This is a genomic window from Pseudomonas sp. ACN5 (genome assembly GCF_002303975.1).
GTDB classification, from domain to species: Bacteria; Pseudomonadota; Gammaproteobacteria; order Pseudomonadales; family Pseudomonadaceae; genus Aquipseudomonas; species Aquipseudomonas laurylsulfatiphila.
This window is the reverse complement of record NZ_MRCP01000012.1, coordinates 204797-223287: the sequence shown is the minus strand read 5'-3', so window position 1 is coordinate 223287 and position 18491 is coordinate 204797. Positions and strand designations below refer to the sequence as shown.

General features: G+C 62.4%; 13 protein-coding genes, 1 tRNA gene and 1 pseudogene. 5 read left to right on the top strand and 10 right to left on the bottom strand.

Going from position 1 to position 18491, the window contains the following annotated elements; all coding sequences use genetic code 11:
* Nucleotides 1–782: pseudogene (locus BSF40_RS22295) on the top strand (AMP-binding protein); the annotation flags it as partial.
* Nucleotides 783–814: 32 nt separating this feature from the next.
* Here the strand turns inward: BSF40_RS22295 and BSF40_RS22290 are convergent.
* Both BSF40_RS22290 and BSF40_RS22285 read right to left on the bottom strand, forming a co-directional pair.
* Nucleotides 815–1588, bottom strand: a complete 774-nt coding sequence (locus tag BSF40_RS22290; RefSeq protein WP_095966771.1) for a hypothetical protein — start codon at nucleotides 1586–1588, stop codon at nucleotides 815–817.
* A 16-nt stretch (nucleotides 1589–1604) separates the two neighbouring features.
* Nucleotides 1605–2423, bottom strand: a complete 819-nt coding sequence (locus tag BSF40_RS22285) for a DUF2092 domain-containing protein (protein WP_095966770.1) — start codon at nucleotides 2421–2423, stop codon at nucleotides 1605–1607.
* Between the two features lie 339 nt (nucleotides 2424–2762).
* On the opposite strand from BSF40_RS22285, the gene BSF40_RS22280 reads away from it, so the two are divergent.
* On the top strand, nucleotides 2763–3830 hold the full coding sequence (locus tag BSF40_RS22280; RefSeq protein ID WP_095966769.1) for an alpha/beta fold hydrolase: 1068 nt from the start codon (nucleotides 2763–2765) through the stop codon (nucleotides 3828–3830).
* Nucleotides 3831–4286: 456 nt separating this feature from the next.
* Here the strand turns inward: BSF40_RS22280 and BSF40_RS22270 are convergent, their stop codons facing one another.
* Nucleotides 4287–5018 (bottom strand): hypothetical protein, encoded by a 732-nt coding sequence (locus BSF40_RS22270; RefSeq protein ID WP_095966767.1) that lies wholly within the window; start codon nucleotides 5016–5018, stop codon nucleotides 4287–4289.
* Between the two features lie 1656 nt (nucleotides 5019–6674).
* Between BSF40_RS22270 and BSF40_RS22255 the strand changes: the two genes are divergently transcribed.
* Complete coding sequence (locus BSF40_RS22255) at nucleotides 6675–6920, top strand: type II toxin-antitoxin system ParD family antitoxin (RefSeq protein ID WP_015095071.1); 246 nt, start codon at nucleotides 6675–6677, stop codon at nucleotides 6918–6920.
* On the top strand, nucleotides 6913–7203 hold the full coding sequence (locus tag BSF40_RS22250) for a type II toxin-antitoxin system RelE/ParE family toxin (protein ID WP_007980938.1): 291 nt from the start codon (nucleotides 6913–6915) through the stop codon (nucleotides 7201–7203). Before BSF40_RS22255 ends, BSF40_RS22250 begins: the two co-directional genes overlap by 8 nt.
* A gap of 105 nt (nucleotides 7204–7308) precedes the next feature.
* On the opposite strand, the gene BSF40_RS22245 is transcribed toward BSF40_RS22250, so the two are convergent.
* From BSF40_RS22245 to fdnG, 7 genes are all read right to left on the bottom strand, one after another.
* Nucleotides 7309–7404 (bottom strand) — tRNA-Sec (locus BSF40_RS22245).
* 19 nt (nucleotides 7405–7423) lie between these two features.
* Nucleotides 7424–9331, bottom strand: coding sequence for a selenocysteine-specific translation elongation factor (gene selB, locus BSF40_RS22240; RefSeq protein WP_095966766.1), 1908 nt, complete (start codon nucleotides 9329–9331; stop codon nucleotides 7424–7426).
* Nucleotides 9328–10758, bottom strand: a complete 1431-nt coding sequence (selA, locus tag BSF40_RS22235; protein WP_095966765.1) for an L-seryl-tRNA(Sec) selenium transferase — start codon at nucleotides 10756–10758, stop codon at nucleotides 9328–9330. The genes selB and selA overlap by 4 nt, the downstream gene beginning before the upstream one ends.
* Before the next feature lie 51 nt (nucleotides 10759–10809).
* Nucleotides 10810–11736, bottom strand: a complete 927-nt coding sequence (gene fdhE / locus BSF40_RS22230) for a formate dehydrogenase accessory protein FdhE (protein WP_095966764.1) — start codon at nucleotides 11734–11736, stop codon at nucleotides 10810–10812.
* Nucleotides 11737–11739: 3 nt separating this feature from the next.
* Nucleotides 11740–12405, bottom strand: coding sequence for a formate dehydrogenase subunit gamma (locus tag BSF40_RS22225; protein WP_095966763.1), 666 nt, complete (start codon nucleotides 12403–12405; stop codon nucleotides 11740–11742).
* Nucleotides 12402–13337, bottom strand: a complete 936-nt coding sequence (gene fdxH, locus BSF40_RS22220; protein WP_095966762.1) for a formate dehydrogenase subunit beta — start codon at nucleotides 13335–13337, stop codon at nucleotides 12402–12404. Before fdxH ends, BSF40_RS22225 begins: the two co-directional genes overlap by 4 nt.
* A complete protein-coding gene (fdnG, locus tag BSF40_RS22215; RefSeq protein WP_141249782.1) occupies nucleotides 13338–16403 on the bottom strand; it encodes a formate dehydrogenase-N subunit alpha in 3066 nt (1021 codons plus the stop codon).
* Between the two features lie 356 nt (nucleotides 16404–16759).
* Between fdnG and BSF40_RS22205 the strand changes: the two genes are divergently transcribed.
* On the top strand, nucleotides 16760–17914 hold the full coding sequence (locus BSF40_RS22205; protein WP_095966760.1) for a MalY/PatB family protein: 1155 nt from the start codon (nucleotides 16760–16762) through the stop codon (nucleotides 17912–17914).
* Nucleotides 17915–18491: the final 577 nt, after the last annotated feature.

Below are 18491 nucleotides of genomic sequence, written 5' to 3'. Positions count from 1 at the left end.
CGGAAGCCTGGGACTGGTACTACAAGAACGTCGGCAAGTCCCGTTGCCCGATCGTCGACACCTGGTGGCAGACCGAAACCGGCGGCAACATGATGAGCCCGCTGCCGGGCGCCCATGCCCTCAAGCCGGGCTCGGCGGCGCGTCCGTTCTTCGGCGTGGTGCCGGCCCTGGTGGACAACCTGGGCAACATCATCGAAGGCGAGGCCGAGGGCAACCTGGTGATTCTCGATTCGTGGCCGGGCCAGGCGCGTACGCTGTATGGCGACCACGACCGCTTCGTCGACACCTACTTCAAGACCTTCCGCGGCATGTATTTCACCGGTGACGGCGCCCGTCGCGATGCCGATGGCTACTACTGGATCACCGGCCGGGTGGACGACGTGCTCAACGTCTCCGGCCACCGCATGGGCACCGCCGAGATCGAAAGCGCGATGGTCGCACACCCGAAAGTCGCCGAAGCGGCGGTGGTCGGTGTGCCGCACGACATCAAGGGACAAGGCATTTATGTCTACGTCACCCTGAAAAACGGCGAGGAGCCGAACGAGCAACTGCGTCTGGAACTGAAGAACTGGGTGCGCAAGGAGATCGGGCCGATTGCTTCGCCGGATGTGATTCAGTGGGCACCGGGGCTGCCGAAGACTCGCTCGGGCAAGATCATGCGGCGGATTCTGCGCAAGATTGCGGCGGCTGAGTACGAAGGGTTGGGGGATATCTCCACCCTGGCGGACCCGAGTGTGGTGCTGAACCTGATCAATACGCACCGCAGCATGAACGTCGCCTGACAGTTCGGGCCCCATCTATGAGCGCCCGGGGCTCAAGGCATCGGCACGACGGTGTAATAAACGCCGTTGGCGCCAAAGGACGGTCGCAACCAGGAATTGCCGCACTGGTAGTACGTGGTATTGGAGAAACTTATCAGGCCACAACCTGGGGGCAGTGAGGCGTACGTCGCGCCCATGGGCATTGTCGGTGGTGCGGAGGCCACCATGCCGGCGTTATAGCTGGCGTTCTGGTCGGCGACCGTCGCTGCTGCTTCACCGACGACCACGCCCGCCGCAGCGGCAGCGGCCGGATTGACGCCCTCGTTATAGCCACAGTTGTAGCAGCCACTGCTGGCAATCACGGCGGTTGGCGGATGGTAGTAAGCGGTCCCGTAAGGCACGGCACGGTAGGCGGTTGTGCCATAAACGGGGGGACGGTAAGCCGTCGTGCCATAGCCATCCGCGTGATAGCCGGCGGCGGTAGCGCCATTTTCACCTTGCGCATGCCAGGCACCTTCACCACCCGACGCCGTTCCACCTTCCGCGCCCGTGCCGTGCCAGGAGCCCTCGCCACCGGACGCCGAGCCGCCGCGATAGCCGGTGCCGCTCCAGCTCCCATCACCTCCGGAAGCCGAGCCGCCGCGATTGGTTTCGCCACTCCAACTGCCGCCACCGCCCGAAGCCGAGCCGTATTCACCCGAATGACTCCATGAGCCCCCTCCTCCGTACGTGCGCCCGAAGCCGGAAGCGTGGGACCAGGCCGCTGCCTGGTCGCAGGTGAGCACAGCGACAAGCAGGCCGGCGAATTTCAAGGTAGATCTGTTCATGGGTCAGTCTCCTTGTTCAGGGTTTCGCCACGGGTTCTTTTACCCCCTGCGGGGCACGAAGATCGGGCGGTGGGGCAAACTCAATGCGGTGGGCCGTTTCGATGTGGTCAGGCCTGAAAAAATCGACAGGCATCGCCGACTGGAGCTTCCAGTCACTGAAATCGACTTGATGCCGGGATCGTGTCGGATCATCGAGAAACACGGCGCGCAACCGGCGTGGCAGCTTGTCCTGCACGCCGATCCAGGCCTGCACGAACACGCTGTCGCTGGTGTAGGCGATCACATCGGTGGTGGTGTCACCGACCACCGTGCTTTGGCCGACGTAAAACGCCACACGCAGGTCCCGGGACAAATCCTTGTAGGGATCGGCGACGATCACGTCGGTAAACGGAAAATAGATCGCGGCACCCTGGTACGCGGCCTCCAGGGTTGCATCAAGGGTAGGCGGTGCGTCCGCCTGGGCCAGCAAGTCGCCTTTACGTTCGAAGGCATAGGCTTTTTTGCCATCGTAGTAAAACTCGGTGGCGGGGCCGTCGCCGGAAGTCAGCACACGAAGGCGATCCGGTCGTTGCACGTTGACCAGGTCCACCGTGCCATAGGCCAGGGGAGGCCCTAGCCGGCTGGGCTTTTCGTAGGTCGTGACGGCTTTGAAACTCATGCCCTGAGTGCCTGCGAGCCTGGCACTCATGCCCTTTAGAACCTCCAGCGCCCTGGGTTCCAATTGCACCGCAGGCGGATTGGCAGAGGGAGCTTGTGCGGCGTGCAGCGGGATGGCGAATAGACCTATGGCTAGACCGAGACAGAACAACCGGACAGGCGTTTGGAAGCTAGGCATCGATTGTTCTCCACGGAAACCTGCGGGGCGATCACGGGTCGTCAGACTCAGTAGCAAAGCTCAGTTACAGGGTGACTGCCATGCATTCGGGAAAATAGTTTGAACAAATCCGGTCAGAAACCCGCGCATAAGCTTCAGCAGCGCGAACCTCGCGAGGCAGTACGACTTACGCATGACGCCGCTGTGTATCACACTGTGTCAGCTCGACGTCCCGATACACAGTCTTTCATCCAGCCGGTGATTGGACACAGGCCGGATACGTTGCCGCGTTTCAATGCAAGCAAGGTTCGCAGGGGCTCAGACCGATCCCTGCCCCATGGCTGGTAATGGAGACATCCCATGAAGATGGCACTGCGCAACAGCAACACCGGCAAGACTCGCCGCCACCTGGTCGGCCCATCGATCCTCGCCCTCACCCTGTTCGGTGTGCTCGGCGCAGCCCATGCGCAAACGGCCACCACCGTGCAGCCGGCTGCGACCCCTGCCCAAGCCACTCAGGCGGCGCCCTCGCCGTTCGGCCCGCTCAAGCATGTCAACGCCGGGCTGCTGGACGTGGCGTACGCCGAAACCGGCCCGGCCGACGGACCGGTGGTGATCCTGCTGCACGGCTGGCCGTACGACATTCACAGCTATGACGAAGTCGCGCCGTTGCTCGCCGCCAAGGGCTACCGGGTACTGATGCCCTATGCGCGCGGCTATGGCGATACGCATTTCCTCTCCGACAAAACCCTGCGCAATGGCCAGCCGGCTGCGCTGGCCAGTGATGTCATCGACTTCATGGATGCGCTGAAGATCAAGCAAGCGGTGCTCGGTGGTTATGACTGGGGTGCGCGTTCGGCCGGCATTGTCTCGGCGCTGTGGCCGGAGCGGGTCAAGGCGCTGGTCTCGGTCAGCGGTTATCTGATCGGTAACCAGGCGGCCGGCAAGAATCCGCTGCCACCCAAGGCTGAACTGCAGTGGTGGTATCAGTTCTACTTCGCCACCGACCGCGGTCGCGCCGGATACGCGAAAAACACCCACGACTTCGCCAAGCTGATCTGGCAACTGGCTTCGCCGAAATGGGCGTTCGATGACGCTACCTTCGACCGCAGCGCCAAGGCGCTGGACAATCCGGACCATGTCGACATCACCGTGTTCAACTACCGCTGGCGCCTGGGCCTGGTCCAGGGTGAAAGCCGCTACGAAGTGCTTGAGCAGAAGCTGGCCACGGCGCCGTCCATCAGCGTGCCGACCATCACCCTTGAAGGCGATGCCAACGGCGCACCGCACCCGGCCCCCGAAGACTATGCCAAGCGCTTCACCGGCAAATACGAATTCCGGCTGATCAACGGCGGCATCGGCCACAACCTGCCGCAGGAAGACCCGCAGGCGTTCGCCAAGGCTGTGACCGATGCGGATCATCTTTAACCTTCGCGTATTTATCCAGTAGCAAACGCGGTGCACTTGAGTCCATCGCCAGCAGGCTGGCTCCTACAGTTTCAGCGTGGGCGCGGTCCCTTGTGGGAGCTGGCTTGCCAGCGATGGGCGTTAACGATAACGCGTGTTGACTGAATAAACGCGGTGCACTTGAGACCATCGCGAGCAAGCTCGCTCCTACAGTTTCAGCGTGGGCGCGGTCCTTTGTGGGAACTGGCTTGCCTGCGATGGTCGTTAACGATAACGCGGGTGAACTGGATGAACGCGGCGCATTTGAGTCCATCGCGAGCAAGCTCGCTCCTACAGTTTCAGCGTGGGCACGGTCCCTTGTGGGAGCTGGCTTGCCTGCGATGGTCGTTAACGATAACGCGGGTGAACTGGATGAACGCGGCGCATTTGAGTCCATCGCCAGCAGGCTGGCTCCTACAGTTTCCTGCCATTCGTTTGCTACGAGTAATGGATCTCGCTCAAGTCGATCGACACCAGCAACGCCTCCTTGTTGACCTGCCCATCGGCCTTGCGCCGATAGGCTCGTCGCTTGCCCGGCATGTGCAAGCCGTCGGCCTGGACGTAGTCATAAACCAGTTGGGCAGCGGGCATGCCACCGCTCACATCGACGTTGTAGTCGTGGCGGCGCAGCAGAAAGTCATCGCCGAAATAGAAGTCCTGGATGGCGCTATGGGTTGCGATGCTGTCGGGGAAGTGCACCCGCAAATGCCGCCAGAGCTCGGCGCCCTCTTGCAAGGGATCGATTTCCTCGCTGGTTACGCCCGGCAAGGTGAACAGGAAGGGCATGGTCAGGTAGGACCACATCGCATAGCCGTTGAAGTAGGCCCGGTGCAACGGGTCCCAGGCCGTGTGTTCACCATGGCCCTTGAAGGATGCCCGGGGTGCCTGGCGCTCGGCAATCACCTTGCCCGCGGTATTCTCGATGGCGATCCGGTTCGGCGTATAGGCCGTGAATTGCCCCGGTGCACCGAAGGGTGTCACCGAGGCTCTTTGTTCATGCAGCCACACGGTCATCTGGCGTGGCGCGCTGTCCTGGGTCAACCCTTTCATGCCCCAGAGCGACCCGCCGGTGACGATCGTGGCGCAGACCTTATTGAAACTGTTCCAGCGCGCCAGGCCGCCATGAGCGGTCAGTATCCGGTCCAGCAGTTCGCGATCCTGGGCAGGCATGATTGCGTCCCCTCCTCGTCCGTTGGCGCTTGCATCACTTTCAGAATAATGGATCGCCGGCCGCGTGCCGGACCGGCCGATGGACAGCCGGATTGAGACGAGCGCATCGTTGGTCCGGCGTTGTCGGCGATTGACCAGTCTGTAGGAGCGAGCTTGCTCGCGATGGTCTCAAGAGCGCCGAGTTGAGCCAGTAAACAAGCGTTATCGTTAACGACCATCGCTGGCAAGCCAGCTCCCACAGAAGACCTCGTCTGTAGGAGCGAGCTTGCTCGCGATGGTCTCGAGAGCGCCGCGTTGAGCCAGCAAACAAGCGTCATCGTTAACGACCATCGCTGGCAAGCCAGCTCCCACAGAAGACCGCGCCTGTAGGAGCGAGCTTGCTCGCGATGGTCTCGAGAGCGCCGCGCTTACCCAGAAAACAAGCGTTATCGTTAACGACCATCGCTGGCAAGCCAGCTCCCACAGAAGACCGCGTCTGTAGGAGCGAGCTTGCTCGCGATGGTCTCGAGAGCGCCGCGCTTACCCAGAAAACAAGCGTTATCGTTAACGACCATCGCTGGCAAGCCAGCTCCCACAGAAGACCGCGCCTGTAGGAGCGAGCTTGCTCGCGATGGTCTCGAGAGCGCCGCGTTTACCCAGAAAACAAGCGTTATCGTTAACGACCATCGCTGGCAGGCCAGCTCCCACAGAAGACCGCGCCTGTAGGAGCGAGCTTGCTCGCGATGGTCTCGAGAGCGCCGCGTTGAGCCAGCAAACAAGCGTCATCGTTAACGACCATCGCTGGCAAGCCAGCTCCCACAGAAGACCGCGTCTGTAGGAGCGAGCCTGCTCGCGATGGTCTCGAGAGCGCCGCGTTGAGCCAGCAAACAAGCGTTATCGTTAACGACCATCGCTGGCAAGCCAGCTCCCACAGAAGACCGCGCCTGTAGGAGCGAGCTTGCTCGCGATGGTCTCGAGAGCGCCGCGTTTACCCAGAAAACAAGCGTTATCGTTAACGACCATCGCTGGCAGGCCAGCTCCCACAGAAGACCGCGTCTGTAGGAGCGAGCTTGCTCGCGATGGTCTCGAGAGCGCCGCGTTTACCCAGAAACAAGCGTTATCGTTAACGACCATCGCTGGCAAGCCAGCTCCCACAGAAGACCGCGTTTGTAGGAGCAAGCTTGCTCGCGATGGTCTCAAGAGCGCCGCGTTTACCCAGAAAACAAGCGTTATCGTTAACGACCATCGCTGGCAAGCCAGCTCCCACAGAAGACCGCGTCTGTAGGAGCGAGCCTGCTCGCGATGATCTCGAGAGCGCCGCGTTTACCCAGAAAACAAGCGTTATCGTTAACGACCATCGCTGGCAAGCCAGCTCCCACAGAAGAGCGCGTCTGTAGGAGCGAGCCTGCTCGCGATGATCTCGAGAGCGCCGCGTTTATCCAGAAAACAAGCGTTATCGTTAACGACTATCGCTGGCAAGCCAGCTCCCACAGAAGACCGCGTTTGTAGGAGCGAGCTTGCTCGCGATGGTCTCGAGAGCGCCGCGCTTACCCAGAAAACAAGCGTTATCGTTAACGACCATCGCGAGCAAGCTCGCTCCTACAGTAGACCTGCTCGATACCGCACCAATAGTATGATAAATTTCACACAGTCGACCATCTCGTGGAGGGCCCGATCATGGGAACCGTACGAAAAACCATCACCGTGACTGACCAGCAAGACAACTGGATCAAAGCGCAGATAGAAGCGGGCCATTACACCAACGACAGCGAATATATTCGCGATCTGATCCGTCGTGAACAGGAGCGCAGCGCTGAACTCGAAACGATTCGTGCCGCCCTTCGGGAAGGTGAATCCAGCGGAAAACCCCGCCCATTCGATCCAGTTGCATTCAAACAGAGAATGTTAGCCGCGCATGGCTGAATATCGTCTAACGCCTGCCGCAGAGGGCGACCTTGAGGCAATCTGGAGTTATACCGCTCGCCAGTGGGGCCTGGACCAGGCCAATCGCTACATTGACATCCTTACCTCAGCATTTGCGCAATTGGCCGAGCACCCAAAAAAAGCGCCGGCCTGCGACACTATCCGTCCTGGCTACCGGCGCTGCAGTGTAGAGCGGCACATGATCTATTTTCGAATCACGGCGTACGGAATTGCGATCATCAGGGTCCTTCATGATCGGATGGAAGCGCAGCGCAATCTCTAACTCTCCATTTCGCACCCCATGTAAGAACTGGACGAATGTATTGCTTCGACCAACCGCCATCGCGAGCAAGCTCACTCCTACAGAGTCAGCAAGCCTGGGGTTGTTTGGCGGAAGGCAGCCGGAGTCGAACCTGCCCGGGAACGGATGCCGTCCCCAACCGGGTTTGAAGCCCGGCCGCGCCACCGGGCGCGATTGCCTTCCTTGAAATCCTGCCCCTGAATCAGGGCTCATTGCGCTGGGCCAACGCATTGTCCGGGCGAACCAGGCGACGATCGCCAAATCGCCGGGTCAGGCCGATGCGGTCGAAGTATTCCAGTATCTGGATACTGCGCTTGCGCCCCAGGCCCACCGCATCACGAAACGCCGCCACCTGAATCACCGGGTTGGCGTCCGCCAGTTGCAACAGCATAGCCGCCAATCGGCGAATCATGCTGTCGGTGTAAAACAGGTCGCGCACCACTTGATGCATCAGGCCCAGGCGCGCCATCTTGCGCAGCAGCCCGCGCACGGCCGCTTCCTCATGCCCCAGGTCGCGCACCCACGGCGGGGCGAATGCGGCCTGTTCGAACAGCGGTTGCAATTGCAGCCACAGGGCTTCGTCCTCTTCGCTCAAGCGCACCTGGTGCCCGGGCAGATGCAACCACGGGCCACTGCTGGCGATGTCGCCGCTGGCCAGCAACTCATCGAGCAGGCTGATGAATGTCCCGCGCCCTTGAGTGCTGCCGGCAAATCGGCGCAAGCGATCGCGGTCCGGCCCCATCTGGTCCGGTTCCAGTTGATGAAAGCGTGCGAGGTGCTCCAGCACGGCGGCCTTCAAGCCCTGCCAGCGGCTGGCACTGAACAGCAACGCGCCCTGGCGGGTGTCGATCAAGCGCACGTCAGCGGGCAACACCCAACGGCTGCGCGGTCGGTTGAACTGCCGCTCCAGTCGCTGCGGATCGAGCCCGGTGTCGCTGTGGGCCAACAATGCCGGTAAAACATCCTCCAGCTTCGTGCTGCTCGCCAGTGCCACCAGCTGCGCCAAGCGTTCGGGGCTGCGCCGTTGCCGGGTGGGTGCAAACGGATCGAGTACCCGACCGCCGCCCAAGGTACGTTGGGCACTCTGGTCGCGCAGGATCAGCCGATCGCCTTTCACCGCGTGCACCGGCGTATTGAGCAGCAGTTGTGCAAACATCCGCCCACCGGGCGCCAGGCTGGCGCCTTCAAGCAAGGCGACTCTGCCGGTGACGTCCTGGGTGCCGAGGTGCACGTGCACTGGTTGAAAGTGTTCGAAGGCCCGGGATTCGCCGGCAAGCAACTGCATGTCGATGTCCAGCCGCTGGGTGGGTGCGTACAAGCCGTCGGCCAGCAACCAGTGACCGCGATGAATGTGCTCCAGCGCCAGCCGCTCGGCACTCAGGTTCAGCGCCACGCGCTGGCCGGCACAGGCGTGTTCGGCGGCCTGGTTTTGTGCGTGCAGGCCGCGAATGCGCACCGGTTTGCCTTGTGGCCCCAACAGCAAGGTATCGCCCACCGCGACCTGGCCGGACAGCGCCGTGCCGGTCACCACGATACCGGCCCCGGCCACGCTGAAGGCCCGGTCGATCGCCAGGCGAAAACCACCTTCGGTGTTGCGTTGCGACACTTCACGCTGAGCATCGAGCAACGCCTTGCGCAAGGTTTCGATGCCCTCGCCGGTCACGCTCGACAGTGCAATCAGCGGCGCATCGGCATAGGGTCCGGGCGCCAGCAAGGTACGGATCTGCTCACGCACGTCTTGCACCCTGGCGCTGTCGACCCGATCGCACTTGCTGATCGCCACCAGCGCCTGCGGGATGCCGAGCAACTCGACGATCGCCAGGTGCTCGCGGGTCTGCGGCATCACCCCGTCATCGGCGGCCACTACCAGCAACACCAGATCGATGCCCTGTGCCCCGGCCAGCATGTTGTGGGTGAAGCGCTCATGGCCGGGAACGTCGATGAAACCGGTCAGTGGCGCCTCCGGCTCCAGCGCGGCATACAGGTAGCCGAGGTCGATGGTCATGCCGCGCTCACGCTCTTCCCGGCGCCGGTCGCCCGCCTGCCCCGTCAGCGCCTGGAGCAGCGCCGTCTTGCCATGGTCGATGTGTCCTGCGGTGCCGACAATCACCCTGCCCGGCCCTCCACCTGCAATTGATCGAGCTGCGTCAGCCAGGCCGGTTCGTCGTCCAGTTGCCGCAGGTCCAGCCACAGGGCGTCATCGTCAATGCGCCCGAGCACTGCAATCGGCAAGGCGCGAAAGGCCTCCTCCAGATTCAGCAAGGATCGCCCGCGCAAACGCTTCGACGTGAGTGGGCGAATACACAGCGCCGCGCTGGCCAGCCGCGCCACCGGTTGGCTGCCGCTGCCGATCATGCCCAGTGACGGCATGGCACTGACGCTCCAGCCGTCGCCCAACACGTGGGCCAGCGCCGGTTGCAAGCGCTCAGCCTGGGCGATGATATCGGCCTGTGGTCGGGTCAACAGGCGCAGGCTTGGCAGACGCTCGGCCAGTCGGTCCGGGTTTCGGTATAGACCCAGCACCGCTTCCAGGGCGGCCAAGGTCATTTTGTCGACCCGCAGCGCACGCTTGAGCGGGTTTTTCTTGATCCTGGCGATCAGGTCCTTGCGGCCGACAATCAGCCCGGCTTGCGGGCCGCCGAGCAGTTTGTCGCCACTGAAGGTGACAATGTCCGCGCCATCCAGCAGCGCCTGACGCACCGTCGGCTCGGCGGGCAGCCCCCAGCGGGTCAAGTCCAGCAGGCTGCCGCTGCCGAGGTCTTCGAGCAGTGGCAAGCCGTGCCGGTGTGCCAGTTGCGCCAGTTCAGCGGTCGGCACGCTGGTGGTGAAGCCTTGAATGCTGTAGTTGCTTGCGTGCACCCGCATGATCAAACCGCTGCGCGGGCCGATGGCAGCCTCGTAGTCGCGGGCATGGGTGCGGTTGGTGGTGCCCACCTCGACGAGCTTTACACCGGCACGGGCCATGATGTCGGGAATGCGGAAGGCGCCGCCGATTTCAATCAGTTCGCCCCGGGAAATAATCCCTTCCTTGCGCGCCCCCAGGCTGTTGAGGGTCAGCAGTACCGCGGCGGCATTGTTGTTGACCACGGTCACCGCTTCGGCGCCGGTCAACTCGCGAATCAAACCTTCGATCAGGTCGTCTCGATCGCCGCGCTTGCCGCTGCGCAGGTCAAATTCCAGGTTGAGCGGATAACGCGCGGCCATTTGCACCGCCTCGATCGCCTCTTCGGGCAACAACGCCCGCCCGAGGTTGGTGTGCAGCACCGTGCCGGTGAGGTTGAACACCCGCCGCACATGGCTGCGATGTTGGATCGCCAATCGCTCGCCGACCCGGCCTGCCAACACCTCGGCGCTGACTTCTTCAGGTTCGAGCAAACCCTGCCGTGCCCCTTCGCGCAACTCATCCAGCAACAGCCGCAAGGCACCCAGCAAGGCGTCGCGTCCATGGCGCTCGGCCAGCGGCCGGCACGCCGGGTGACGCAACAGACTGTCGATGGAAGGTAGACGCAGGGGTTGGCTGGCACCGCGTGCAGACATCTGGCACTCCTGGAAACGAATGACCCTCGCGCCAGAGTGTAGACGCTGCGTTTATTCGTCTCCCGGCGCCAGCAGCAGATTCGGCGCCAGGCGCTGATAACCGTCCTGGGCCAGGCGCATGTCGAGCATCAGGCTGGACAGGTCGGCCGATAACGCTTCGGCATCCGCATCGTTTTCCAGGTAGAGCAACTTCAGATAGCTGTTGCAACCGGGACAGACTTCGGCGCGCAACGGCGCCTGGTTGGCGGCATGGCGATCATCTTCGAGGCTGAGGTATTCCAGGCCCTTGCTCTGCTCGCAATACACGCACTTGACCCGCACCACGTGCCACTCGCAGGCGCACAGCGAACAGACCAGATAACGCAAGCCGTTGTGCTTGCCGCGATGGCGGATGACCCCGGCCATGGCCGGCGAGCCACAGGCCGGGCACTGGCTGAGGCTGTCGCCGGGGGTCAGTGCCAGGTTCAGCGTACTCAACAGCCAGTGGCTCCAGGCGGTTTGCAGCGCCGCACCGAGAAACGGCACCAGCGCCGCCGGTACCAGCGAATACTGGCCGCTGACCAGTGCCACCGCCCAGGCGCGGCGTTGCCCGGCACCGGCCAGGCGCAGGGTGTCCACGGCATCGGCCACGGCGGATTGTGGCGGTGCGCCATAGCGTTGCAACAAGGCATCGAGGTAAAGCTGCCAGTCGTCTTCGCGCGCCAGGCTGTCGGCCGCAAAGGGCGGCAAGCCGTGCTGCTGGCACAATTCGATGCGCTGCCGGTCCAGAGGCTCGCCAAGCGGCGGATCGTCCAGCACCTGTTGCTGCACCCGGCACAACCCGGCAATCAGGCGCAGATAATCGGCCAGCGGGTGCCCTTCGGCCAGGGTTTCCAGACGCTGGGCGCGCAGGCCGAACAGGTCAGGCGGTGGCAGGTACAGAAACGGCGGCGAACTGGCCGCCGCTTCGATTTCTCCAGGTTCGAGGATGGTTGGCAAAGGTCAGCCCTTTTTGGTGATCGGTCGCGTAGGCGCTTCGTCGCGGGTCTCATCTTGAGTCACTTGGCGATACCAGAGTTCGTGGTGCTTCCTGGCCCAGGCGCGGCTGACCCGGCCGTGCACCATGGCGCTGACCGAGCCTTTGATCCAGATGCCGGCGTAGATGTGCACGATGATGCTCAGGATCAGCACGAAACCGGCCAGCGCATGCAGCAACATCGCCCAGCGTATAGCGGTGATGCCGAAATACTCGCTGAAGTAGGCACGCCAGATCACCAGCCCGCTGAACAACAGCACCAGCATGCACAGCAGTAAAGTCCAGAACAGCAGCTTCTGCCCGGGGTTGTATTTGCCGATGGGCGGGACACCCTCCTCTTCATTTTTCATCACCCGGTCGATGCGCCTGAGCCACAGGCGATCGTTGGCGATGAAGTAGTTGGCACGCCAGAAGCGAAACACCAGGCCAAGGAACAACAGGAACATCAGCACGCCCATGAACGGGTGCAGGATGCGTGTCCATGGCCCGCCGCCGAACAGGTTGCTCAGCCAGAACAATGCCGGGTGGAACAGTGCCAGACCGGACAGCCCCGCCATGAGGAACAGAATCGCCACCAGCCAGTGATTGGTGCGCTGGTTGCTGGTGTAGCGCAGGATCGTCTTGTCGCTCATGGCCTGCCCTCCCCACGGGGATCGAAGGTATGCACCGACGGATCGACTTCGTGCACGGCGTTGTCCGGCGGCTCGGGATGTTCATCCTCTTCGACGATTTGCGGGCCGACCCGCACGTAGTGGAAGAACCCGGCCAGCACCGCCGCGCCCATGGCCAGCAGCGCCAGGGGTTTACTGATGCCTTTCCACAGCCCCACCAACGGGCTGATCGCCGGGTGATCGGGCAAGCCGGCGTACAACCTTGGCGTATCGGCATGGTGCAGCACGTACATCACGTGGGTGCCGCCGACGCCTTCGGGGTCGTACAGGCCGGCGTTTTCAAAGCCTCGGGTTTTCAGATCGACGATGCGTTCGGCTGCGTGCTCCTTCATGTCGTCCTTGGAGCCGAACACGATGGCGCCCGTCGGGCAGGTTTTCACACAGGCCGGTTCCAGCCCGACCGCCACCCGGTCCGAGCACAGGGTGCACTTGTAGGCCTTGTGATCCTTCTGCGAGATCCGTGGAATGTTGAACGGGCACCCGGTGATGCAGTAGCCACAGCCGATGCAGTGGTCCTGATCGAAATCGACGATGCCGTTGGCGTGCTTGATGATCGCCCCGGGGCTGGGGCATGCCGCCAGGCAACCGGGCTCGGCGCAGTGCATGCAGCCGTCCTTGCGAATTAGCCATTCCAGGTTGCCGGCATCGGTCTCGTGCTCGGTGAAGCGCATCAGCGTCCAGGTTTCCGCGCTGAGGTCCTGCGGGTTGTCGTAGGTGCCGTGGTTATGGCCGACCTCATCGCGCAGCTCGTTCCATTCCGAGCAGGCAACCTGGCAGGCCTTGCAGCCAATGCATTTGGTGGTATCGATCAGCTTGGCGACTTCCTCCATGCCGCGCACCGAGGGCGCGGGTGTGGTGGTGGCCGAGCGGGCAATGATGTCTTGGCTGGCCATTTAGACTTTCTCCACGTTGACCAGGAATGACTTGGATTCCGGGGTCTGTGTGTTGCCATCGCCGAGGAACGGCACCAGGGTGTTGGTCAGGTAGCCGTGTCGCGTGAGCCCGGTGAAGCCCCAGTGCAGCGGAATGCCGATCTGGTGCACCACCTGGTTGTTGACCTGCAGCGGACGAATCCGCTTGGTCACCACTGCCACCGCTTCGATGAAGCCACGCTTGCTGCTGACCCGTACCTTATCGCCTGCGACTATGCCTTTTTCCTTGGCCAGCACTTCGCCGATCTCGACGAACTGCTCCGGCTGGGTAATCGCGTTGAGCTTGCAATGCTTGCTCCAGAAGTGGAAATGCTCGGTCAGCCGGTAACTGGTGGCGGCGTACGGGTAATCCTTGGCCACGCCGAGGGAGTCCCACACCGAATCGAAGATTCGCGCTGCCGGGTTGCTGGTGGCTTTCTTGTTTTGCGGGTGCAGCGGATTGATGCCGATCGGTGTCTCGAACGGCTCGTAGTGCTCGGGAAACGGGCCTTCGTTCATCTTGTCGACGGCGAAGAATCGCGCCACGCCTTCGGGGTTCATGATGAAGGGGTTCATCCCGGCTTCCGGCGGCACGTCGGCCTTGTAGTCCGGCACATCGGTGCCGGCCCAGGCTTTGCCGTTCCACCACACCAGGCGTTTTTTCGGATCCCACGGCTTGCCTTGCAGGTCCGCCGAGGCGCGGTTGTAGAGAATCCGCCGGTTGGCCGGCCAGGCCCAGGCCCAGCCCTGATGCTGGTGCATGCCATACGGGTCGTTGTTGTCGCGGCGGGCCATCTGGTTGCCCAGTTCGGTCCAGCTGCCACAGAAAATCCAGCAACCGGAGGCCGTACTGCCGTCATCCTTGAGCTGGCCGAAACCGGCCAGTTGCGCGTTGGCCTTGATCGCCGCGCCGGTGGCGTCGGTGAAGTCGGTCGTCGCCGAGCCGTTGATTTCCTTGGCCAGCTCCTCCGGCGAAGGTTCGTCGGCGATCTTGTACGGCCACGTCAACTTGAGCAGCGGGTCGGGATACGCGCCGCCATTGGCCTGATAACGCTGGCGCAGACGCAGGAACAATTCGCTCATGATCCGCACGTCGGTGCGTGCTTCGCCAGGGCCGTCGGCGCCTTTCCAGTGCCATTGCAGCCAGCGGCTGCTGTTGACCAGCGAACCGTCTTCCTCGGCAAAACAGGTGGTGGGCAGGCGGATCACTTCGGTCTGGATGTCGGCGCTGTTCACGTCGTTGTACGGCCCGACCTTTTGCCAGAACTCGGAAGTCTCAGTGGCCAGTGGGTCCATCACCACCAGCCATTTAAGCTTGGCCAGTGCCGCCATCACGCGATTTTTATCGGGCAGCGCGGCGATAGGGTTGAAGCCCTGGCACATGTAGCCGTTTACCTTGCCTTGCCCCATCAGGTCGAACACCTTGAGGATGTCGTATTGGGGGATGTCCAGTTTCGGCAAGTACTCGTAAGCCCAGTTGTTCTCGGCGGTGGCGTTGGCGCCGTACCAGGACTTCATCAGGCTGACATGGAACTTGCTGTAGTTCTGCCAGTAGGACAGTTGCCCCGGCCGCAACGGCTTCTGGGTGCGCTTGACGATGTAGGCGTTGTAATCCTGTTCGGCATCGCCAGGTAGCGTGAGGTAGCCCGGCAGTGAGTTGGACAACAGCCCCAGGTCGGTCAGCCCCTGGATGTTGGAGTGCCCGCGCAAGGCGTTTACGCCGCCGCCCGGCATGCCGACGTTGCCCAGCAGCAGTTGCACCATCGCCGCGCTGCGGATCATCTGCGCGCCAACCGAGTGCTGGGTCCAGCCCAGTGCGTAGAGGATGGTCATGGTCTTGCCCGGTTGCGAGCAAGTGGCGATTTCCTCCCAGATTTTCTGCATGGCATCGACCGGCATGCCGCAGATCTGGCTCGCCAGTTCCTTGGTGTAACGGCTGTAATGCTGCTTCATCAACTGATAGACGCAGCGCGGGTCCTGCAGGGTCGGGTCGACCTTGGCAAAACCGTCTTCACCGAGCTCATAGCCCCAACCGGACTTGTCGGTGTAGAGGCGCTTGGCCGCGTCGTAGCCGCTGAAAATCCCGTCCTCGAAGCCATAGCCGGCTTTGACGATGAACGACACGTCGGTGTAGTTGCGCACGTACTCGTGCTGGATCTTGTCCTCGGTCAGCAGGTAGTTGATCAGCCCGCCCATGAAGGCGATGTCGGTGCCGGTACGGATCGGCGCGTAATAGTCGGCCACCGAGGCGGTACGGGTAAAACGCGGGTCGACCACGATCAGCCGCGCCTTGTTGTGCGCCTTGGCTTCGGTCACCCATTTGAAGCCGCACGGGTGCGCTTCTGCTGCGTTGCCGCCCATCACCAGAACCAGATTCGCGTTGGCGATATCGGTCCAGGTATTGGTCATGGCACCACGGCCGTACGTCGGGGCAAGACTTGCCACCGTCGGGCCGTGTCAGACACGCGCCTGGTTATCGAACCCCAGCATGCCGAGGCTGCGCACCACCTTGTGGGTGATGTAGCCCGCTTCGTTGGACGCCGCCGATGCCGCAAGGAAACCGGTGGTCAGCCAGCGGTTCACCGTTTGACCCTGCTCGTTCTTCTCGATGAAGTTGGCGTCGCGGTCGGCCTTCATCAGGTCGGCGACGCGATCGAGGGCTTCATCCCAGGAGATGCGCGTCCACTCGGTGCTGCCGGGCTTGCGCACCTGCGGGTATTGCAGGCGGCCGGGACTGTGAATGAAATCCAGCAGGCCGGCGCCTTTGGGGCACAGGGTGCCGCGGTTGACCGGGTGGTCGGCGTCACCTTCGATGTGGATGATGTTTTGCGCGACATTCTTTGCCGCATCGCCCTGGCTGTACATGATCAAGCCGCAACCGACCGAGCAATACGGGCAGGTGTTGCGGGTTTCATGGGTGTGGGCGAGCTTGAAATGACGCACCTGTTCGGCAAAGGCAAGCGTCGGGGCCATGCCCAACGCACCCAGGCTAGAGCCTGCAAGGCCGATACCGGCGACCTTGAAGAACTGACGACGGCTGAGATCCATCGTGCACTCCTGATCAGGTGGAACCCGGTACATGGCCGGGCTTTTTCGAACAACCACGGTAGCGGCAGTCTGGCTGCCGACAGTTGAACTTTAGTCAATGCTGTCGAATCTGCGATGAAACCCGACCGTCGGGCGTTAGTCGGCGTTCCCGGCTATTGGCACAAAACCTGTGGGAGCGGGCTTGCCCGCGAAGGCGTAGTGTCAGCCAACACTCATGCTGGATCTGCCGGCCCCTTCGCGGGCAAGCCCGCTCCCACAGGGGGTGTGGTGTCAGTCATCGCGAGCAAGCTCGCTCCTGCAGGGCATTGGCGCTTATCATGGCGGGCATGATTAACCGGCCTTTACGAGATTTGCGCATGACTTTCGATTTTGATCAGGTGTTCGACCGCCACAATACCGGCAGTACCAAGTGGAGCCGCTACCCGGCGGACGTGTTGCCGATGTGGGTCGCCGACATGGATTTCGCCGCGCCGCCGGTGATCATCCAGGCCCTGCAAAAACGACTGGAACACCCGATGGTCGGTTACAGCGTGGCCCAGAATGACCTGCGCGAGGCTATCGTGGCCGACCTCTGGAACAAATACGCCTGGCGTGTCGAGCCCCAGGAGCTGATTTTCCTGCCGGGCGTCGAGTCGGGCTTCAACATGGCGTTGAAGGCCCTGGTGCAGGCGCCACAGAACGTCGTTGTGCAGGTGCCGAACTACCCGCCGCTGCGCCATGCCCCCGGACATTGGGGCCTGAACAAGGTCGAACTGAATTTCGAAGCGCAGGCCGATGGCACCTACAGCACGCCGCTGGATACCCTGAGCCAGTCGCTGCAGGGCGGTGGCGCACTGCTGCTGAGCAATCCGCATAACCCGCTGGGCAAAGCCTTCCCCCGCGCAGAGCTGCAAGCCATTGCCGACATTTGCCTCGAGCATGATGCCTGGATCATTTCCGACGAGATCCACGCCGAGTTGTGCTTCGACGGCCGCCAGCACATTCCGATGGCCACGCTGAGCCCGCAAGTCGCCCAGCGCACCATCACGCTGATGTCGGCGAGCAAGGCCTACAACATCGCCGGCCTGAAGACCTCGTTCATGATCATCCAGGACCGCCACCTGCGCGAGAAGGTCAACCACGCCCGTTGCGGCATGGTCGACAGCGTCAACCCGCTGGGCATGGAAGCCACCCGGGTCGCCTACAGCGAAGCTGCGCCATGGCTGGCCGAACTGAAGGTCTATCTGCAGGGCAACCGCGATTTCCTCGCCGAAGCGGTACGCACCCGCCTGCCGGGCATCACCATGAACCTGCCGCAAAGCACCTACCTGGCGTGGCTTGACTGCACGGCACTGGGGCTGGACGACCCGCAGCAGTTTTTCCTGGAACAGGCCAGGGTCGGCTTGAGCGCCGGCCTGGATTTCGGCGATGACTGCAAGCAGTTCGTACGCCTGAATTTCGGCTGCCCACGCTCGCTGCTCGAAGAAGGCATCGCGCGGATGGAGCTCAGCTTGCGCCATCTCAAGGCCTGACCTCCCCCTCAACAACACCCCGGATCCGTGTAGGAGCGAACTCGCTCGCGATGAACGCCAGCGCAACGCGTTTATTCAGACAGAACGCGTTATCGTTTACGTCCATCGCGAGCAAGCTCGCTCCTACAAGTCATCTGCATCGCGCGGATGGAGCGCAGCTTGCGCCATCTCAAGGCCTGATCCAGCCCTCGACAACCACCCGGATCCCTGTGGGAGCGGGCTTGCCCGCGATGAACGCCAGCGCAACGCGTTTATTCAGACAGAACGCGTTATCGTTTACGTCCATCGCGAGCAAGCTCGCTCCTACAAGTCATCTGCATCGCGCGGATGGAGCGCAGTTTGCGCCATCTCAAGGCTTGATCCAGCCCCTCGACAACGACCGGGGTCCCTGTGGGAGCGGGCTTGCCCGCGATGAACGCCAGCGCAACGCGTTTATTCAGACAGAACGCGTTATCGTTTACGTCCATCGCGAGCAAGCTCGCTCCTACAAGTCATCTGCATCGCGCGAATGGAGCGCAGTTTGCGCCATCTCAAGGCTTGATCCAGCCCCTCGACAACGACCGGGGTCCCTGTGGGA